This window comes from Aeromonas sp. HMWF014, assembly GCF_963878295.1.
Classification (GTDB): domain Bacteria; phylum Pseudomonadota; class Gammaproteobacteria; order Enterobacterales; family Aeromonadaceae; genus Aeromonas; species Aeromonas popoffii.
Window position 1 is genome coordinate 13,316 of sequence record NZ_CAWNYS010000541.1, and the last position, 5,829, is coordinate 19,144.

The 5,829-nt window shown below is 57.7% G+C and carries 5 protein-coding genes; 3 read left to right on the top strand and 2 right to left on the bottom strand.

The genetic code is table 11. The features are described 5' to 3' along the window. From pabB to AAC083_RS21130, 3 genes are all read left to right on the top strand, one after another. The coding region (pabB, locus tag AAC083_RS21120; protein WP_258224808.1) for an aminodeoxychorismate synthase component I at positions 1-1,187 on the top strand (1,187 nt) is incomplete at its 5' end. Between the two features lie 82 nt (positions 1,188-1,269). Further along, positions 1,270-1,836 (top strand): CoA pyrophosphatase, encoded by a 567-nt coding sequence (locus AAC083_RS21125; protein WP_108537642.1) that lies wholly within the window; start codon positions 1,270-1,272, stop codon positions 1,834-1,836. Positions 1,837-2,052: 216 nt separating this feature from the next. Next, positions 2,053-3,351 (top strand): serine/threonine transporter, encoded by a 1,299-nt coding sequence (locus AAC083_RS21130; RefSeq protein WP_042034876.1) that lies wholly within the window; start codon positions 2,053-2,055, stop codon positions 3,349-3,351. A 258-nt stretch (positions 3,352-3,609) separates the two neighbouring features. Here the strand turns inward: AAC083_RS21130 and AAC083_RS21135 are convergent, their stop codons facing one another. Both AAC083_RS21135 and sstT read right to left on the bottom strand, forming a co-directional pair. Continuing rightward, positions 3,610-4,236 carry a hypothetical protein gene (locus tag AAC083_RS21135; RefSeq protein ID WP_258224809.1) on the bottom strand — a complete coding sequence of 209 codons (627 nt, stop codon included), beginning with the start codon at positions 4,234-4,236 and terminating at the stop codon, positions 3,610-3,612. A 17-nt stretch (positions 4,237-4,253) separates the two neighbouring features. After that, a complete protein-coding gene (gene sstT / locus AAC083_RS21140) occupies positions 4,254-5,504 on the bottom strand; it encodes a serine/threonine transporter SstT (protein WP_108537643.1) in 1,251 nt (416 codons plus the stop codon). Between the last annotated feature and the right edge of the window lie 325 nt (positions 5,505-5,829).

The following is a 5,829-nucleotide window of genomic DNA, read 5'->3' on the forward strand; positions in this document are numbered from 1 at the left end:
GGATAGCCCAGGGTGAACAGCGCCGGTCGTTTGATGCCGATCCCCTGACCCTGCTGGCACAACGGCAGCGCGAACTGCTGGGTGAAATGGCGCCACACAGCGACACGCTGCCTTTTATTGGCGGCGCCCTCGGGCTGTTTGGCTATGATCTGGGCCGCCGCTTCGAACGGCTGCCGGTGCAGGCGCAACGGGATCTGTCCGTGCCAGACATGGCGGTGGGCATTTACGACTGGGCGCTGCTGCGAGATGTGACGAGCGGCGCCTGGCAGCTGGTGCACTGGGGTGACGAGGCCGGCCTCCATCGCCGGCTGCAGTGGCTGGCCGCGCAGTACGAGATACCAACACCGCCATTTGCCCTGCAGGGGGAGTGGCGCAGCAACATGAGCCGCGCCGAATATGGCGAGAAATTTGCGCGGGTACAGGCTTACCTGAGTGCCGGGGACTGTTACCAGATCAACCTGACCCAGCGCTTCAGCGCCGCCTATCACGGTGATGAATGGCAGGCTTATCAGGCGTTGTCACGCGCCAACCGGGCCCCCTTCTCGGCCTTTATCCGACTGCCCCAGAGCGCCATTCTGAGCCTCTCCCCCGAGCGGTTCCTGCTGCTCGATGATCGCCATATCGAAACCAAGCCCATCAAGGGCACTCGCCCACGGCTTGCCGATCCACGGCAAGATCAGGCCAGCGCCCTCGAACTGGCTGGCGCCGACAAGGACAGATCGGAAAATCTGATGATAGTGGACCTGCTGCGCAACGATATCGGCAGGGTGAGCCGCCCCGGCTCAGTCCACGTGCCGAGCCTGTTCGCGGTGGAGTCATTCCCGGCGGTGCATCATCTGGTCTCCACCATCCACGGTGAGCTGGACAGCTGCTGGCAAGCGGTGGATCTGCTGCGTGCCTGTTTCCCGGGCGGTTCCATCACGGGGGCCCCCAAGATCAGGGCGATGGAGATCATAGAGGAGCTGGAGCCCCAACGACGCAACGCCTACTGCGGCAGCATCGGCTACCTGAGTCAGCATGGCCGGATGGATACCAGCATCTGCATCCGCACCCTGATAGCGGCAGATGGTCAGCTGCACTGCTGGGCCGGTGGCGGCGTGATCGCCGACTCCGAGGTAGACAGCGAGTATCAGGAGACCTATGACAAGGTGGCTCGCATACTACCGCTGCTGGATGCGCTGCGCTAAGCACCTGACGCATGGACAGAAAGGGCGCCACGCGAGAGACTCAAGGACAGAACCAGGCAAAGAGTTGAGAGACATAGCCAAGATGGACCGCACCGAACTGTTGACCCGCTTCTTGCTGCAATGCCCCGCCCCGGCCCATCGGCTGACGGAGGCAGGGCTCAAGCCCGCCGCCGTCTTGCTGCCACTGGTAGCGCGGGCCGACGGCCTGCAGCTACTGCTGACCCGTCGCAGCCCGTACCTGCGCCATCATGCGGGGCAAATAAGTTTCCCCGGTGGCAGGCAGGATCCCGACGACCGGGATCTGATCCACACGGCATTGCGGGAAACCCAGGAAGAGCTCGGCATCGCGCCCGCCCAGATCGAGATCATCGGCACCCTCAGCTCCCTCAATACTGTCTCCCAATACGAGGTGCTGCCGGTGCTGGGACTGGTTGCAGCCGATTATCAGCTCACCCTGAGCCAGGATGAAGTCGAGCACGCATTTGAAGTGCCGCTGACCCATCTGCTGGATCGGCGTCACCATATCGCCCTCACCATCCCAAGAGGTGGCAAGCAGCACACCATCTACTGGATCCCCTGGCAGCAGCACTTTATCTGGGGGGCCACCGCCAGCATGATTAACCAACTTGCCCAACACCTTGCGAGATAACAATTTACTTACATTTGACCGAGCAAGATTTAATCATTAACACTAAAATAACGTGCCAATTGATAAACAAAAATTGAACTTTTCTTGTTTTGATCACATTTCCATAAGAAAGTGCGGTTTTCTGTGCCGTAAAGATGAATTTGATCAACATTTTTGATTAAAAAAATCGTATCCTTGCGCCGACTTAATAAGAACCACACATTCGGGGTGAGATAGATGTCAAACACAGTCAATGGCACGCAGGAAGTTGCGTCGTCAACAGAGCAAGGGACCCGCTCTACTCAAGCTACTCGTTGGGAAAAACGCGACTCTACCTGGGTCATCAGCCTGTTTGGCACCGCCGTTGGCGCCGGGATCCTGTTCCTGCCGATCAACGCCGGTATGGGTGGCTTCTGGCCACTGGTAGTGATGGCGCTGCTGGTTGGCCCAATGACCTACCTGGCTCACCGTGGTCTGGCTCGCTTCGTCCTCTCCTCCAAAAAGCCCAATGCTGATATCACTGAAGTGGTAGAAGAGCATTTCGGCGTTGGTGCAGGCAAGTTGATCACCCTGCTCTACTTCTTCGCCATCTACCCCATAGTGCTGATCTACGGCGTGGGTATCACCAACACCGTCGAGAGCTTCATGGTCAACCAGCTGCAGATGGTGGCCCCACCACGCTGGCTGCTCTCCATCGTGCTGATCATGGGCATGATGTCGGTAATGCTGGCCGGCGAGAAGCTGATGCTGAAAGTGACCGAGGTCCTGGTCTACCCGCTTATCGTCATTCTGGCCGGTATCTCTTTGTACCTCATTCCTGACTGGACCGGCGCTGCGCTGGAGCAAGTACCCTCTGCCAAGGATTTCGCCACTACCCTGTGGCTGACCATCCCGGTACTGGTCTTCTCCTTCAACCACAGCCCGGCCATCTCCAGTTTCTCCCTGGCCCAGCGCCGCGACCACGGTGACCAGGCTGTCGAGAAAGCCGATGCCATCCTCAAGCGTACCTCCATGGTGCTGCTGGGCTTCGTGATGTTCTTCGTCTTCTCCTGCGTCATGAGCCTGACACCGGCTCAACTGGCTGAAGCCAAGGCCCAAAACATCGCCGTGCTCTCCTATCTGGCCAACCAACATGCCAGCCCCCTCATCTCCTACTTTGGTCCGCTGGTTGCCTTCGTGGCCATCGTTTCCTCCTTCTTTGGCCACTATCTGGGCGCCCGAGAAGGTCTGAAAGGGATGATAGTGCAGAACATGCGCAAGTCAGGCAAAGAGCCGAATGCCAAGAAAGTCGAGATGTTCATCATCGCCTTCTTCATCCTGACCCTGTGGGGCACCGCGGTGGCCAACCCCTCCATCCTGGGTATGATTGAATCCTTGGGCGGCCCCATCATCGCCACCATCCTCTTCATCATGCCGATGTACGCCATCAAGCGCGTGCCAGCCATGGCAAAATACCAGGGTCACATCAGCAACGCGTTCGTCGCCCTGATGGGCACGATCGCCATCTCCGCCATCCTCTATCAGCTGGTCGGCTAATCCCCCTACCTGCCTCTGATAGCAAAAAGCCAGCCGAACATTCGGCTGGCTTTTTTATTGCGCTTGTCCCGCCCTGAATATGCTTAACGCCTCATCACGCAGCCACGCAACCCGAACTCACGCAACGACCTAGGGCACAGCCCTTATCCGGCAACAGCATCATGATGTTGTCAGCGACCCGCGGCGCACCTCAGCCAACAAAAATGCCAGTCGGGTGAGCGACTGGCCTCTCTTGAAAAACACCTACTCTCTTGCTGACTAGAGTGGCTGTGCTTCCAAAACGAACGGCGTGATGCCGGTGATCTCAGGGATGCCGAGTAGCAGCGTGTCTTTCTGACCATGGCTACCGGGCTTCATGGTCAGATATGCAGTGACACTGGCGTCGCGATTGGCAAATTCGCGCATCTTTGCTTCCCACATCCCCTCATATATTTTTCCATCCTTAATATCAGCAGACCCTGTTAGGGTATTGAAGCTGCACGACCGGTTACTCCAACCAGTCAATGTCAGCTTGTTCAGACCTTGAGTGTTGGCCTCTGTCTCACCGCTGACAGAACACCCCTCTTTAAACAAGATGGTCAGCTTGATCCCCGCCCCCTTGTTGCTGCGCTCGGTTTTAACATCCTGAAACAGCGCACTCTCCCCAAGGTTGTACCAGGAGTCTGCGTTGATAGGCGCAATGACCATCGGCTGCAATGCAATCTGACCGCCCCAATTCTGAATAGTGAGCGCTGAATCGATGTTGGCTTTGACGGATCGATAATCCAGAACCCAGAGTGACTGGCTGCTTCCCACTGCACCTGACACTTTTCTTGTGAGCACCTCCCCCCAATCAATCTCGGCGAGTGGATGTAAAAAACCCCTCGAAAAGAGGGGCTGAATCAAACACTTAATCTATCGGATCACGCCTCGCCGCTGGGCAGTGCTGCGGGTTCCAGCAGCGATTCATCCTCGGCCATACAGGCAGCAGCGGTGAACAACACGTCGGTGGAGCTGTTAAGCGCTGTCTCGGCAGAATCCTGCAGCACGCCGATGATAAAGCCCACGGCCACTACCTGCATGGCGATGTCGTTGCCGATGCCAAACAGGCTGCACGCCAGCGGGATCAGCAGCAGTGAGCCACCGGCCACGCCGGAGGCGCCGCAGGCACTGACCGTCGCGACCACGGAGAGCAGCACGGCAGTGGCCAGATCCACTTCCATGCCTAAGGTGTGTACCGCCGCCATGGAGAGCACGGTAATGGTGATAGCGGCACCAGCCATGTTGATGGTGGCGCCCAGCGGGATAGAGACCGCGTAGGTATCTTCCGGCAGGCGCAGTTTTGCACACAGCGCCATGTTGACCGGGATATTTGCGGCTGAGCTGCGGGTGAAGAAGGCGGTCATGCCACTCTCTTTGAGGCAGGTCAGCACCAGCGGATAGGGGTTGCGCTTGATCTTCCAGAACACGATTAGCGGGTTGACCACGAAAGCGATAAACAGCATGCAGCCAATCAGTACCATCAGCAGTTGGGCATAACCAAACAGCGCATCAAAGCCGGTTTCGGCCAGGGTCGAGGCAACCAGACCCAGAATACCCAGCGGCGCACAGCGGATCACCGCTTTCACTATGGTGGAGACACCCTGGGAAAGATCGGTGATCAACGCCTTGGTGCTCTCGTTGGCATGGCGCATCGCAATGCCCAGGCCGATGGCCCACGCCAGGATCCCGATATAGTTAGCATCCATCAGCGCCTTGACCGGGTTGGTCACCACATTGAACAGCAGCGTCTGCAACACCTCTGTGATGCCACCCGGCGGGGTGATCTCGGCAGTATTGGCCACCAGATGCAGGTTGGTGGGGAACAGGAAGCTGGCGATCACCGCCACCATGGCGGCAGCAAAGGTGCCAAACAGGTAGAGTGCGAGCAGCGGGCGAATGCGGGTCTTCTGACCTTGCTTGTGACCGATGATCGCTGCCATTACCAATACAAAGACCAGCAGTGGAGCAACCGCCTTCAACGCGCCAACAAACAGGCTGCCAAGCAGACCCGCTGCCTTGGCCCATTCCGGCATGAACATGGCAAGGAGGATACCGAGTACCAGACCGACCAGGATCTGGCTAACCAGACTGGTGCTGTTGACCAGTCGCATGAGGGGGGGGTGTTGTGTCATCAAATAGTCCCTGAGCACCGAAGTGCGTGAATCATTAGTCCTGTTGGCAATCGCTACGCCAGGCGACACCCATGTCACAGGCTGGCGTCATCTGCCCCGGCAAACCTTCTCTTGAGCATGTCCGGAAACACATGGGATTGCGGACAAGGAATATCCCATCTGCAATCGCTTTTTTCCACATAATCACTGAAAAATATCCGGTCAACCTCACAAAAAACCGACAACAATACGACAACACAATATCAACAGCACCCAATTGGGTGCCGTTTTCCCCTGGTTAGCCGTCCAGATACTCCCCGGCGGTGGTATCATGGGGGTTTTACGC

Excerpts from the sequence above, each read along its gene's own strand:
- sstT (WP_108537643.1), bottom strand. The coding sequence starts at position 5,504 with ATGACACAACACCCCCCCCTCATGCGACTGGTCAACAGCACCAGTCTG.
- AAC083_RS21130 (WP_042034876.1), top strand. The coding sequence starts at position 2,053 with ATGTCAAACACAGTCAATGGCACGCAGGAAGTTGCGTCGTCAACAGAG.
- AAC083_RS21125 (WP_108537642.1), top strand. The coding sequence starts at position 1,270 with ATGGACCGCACCGAACTGTTGACCCGCTTCTTGCTGCAATGCCCCGCC.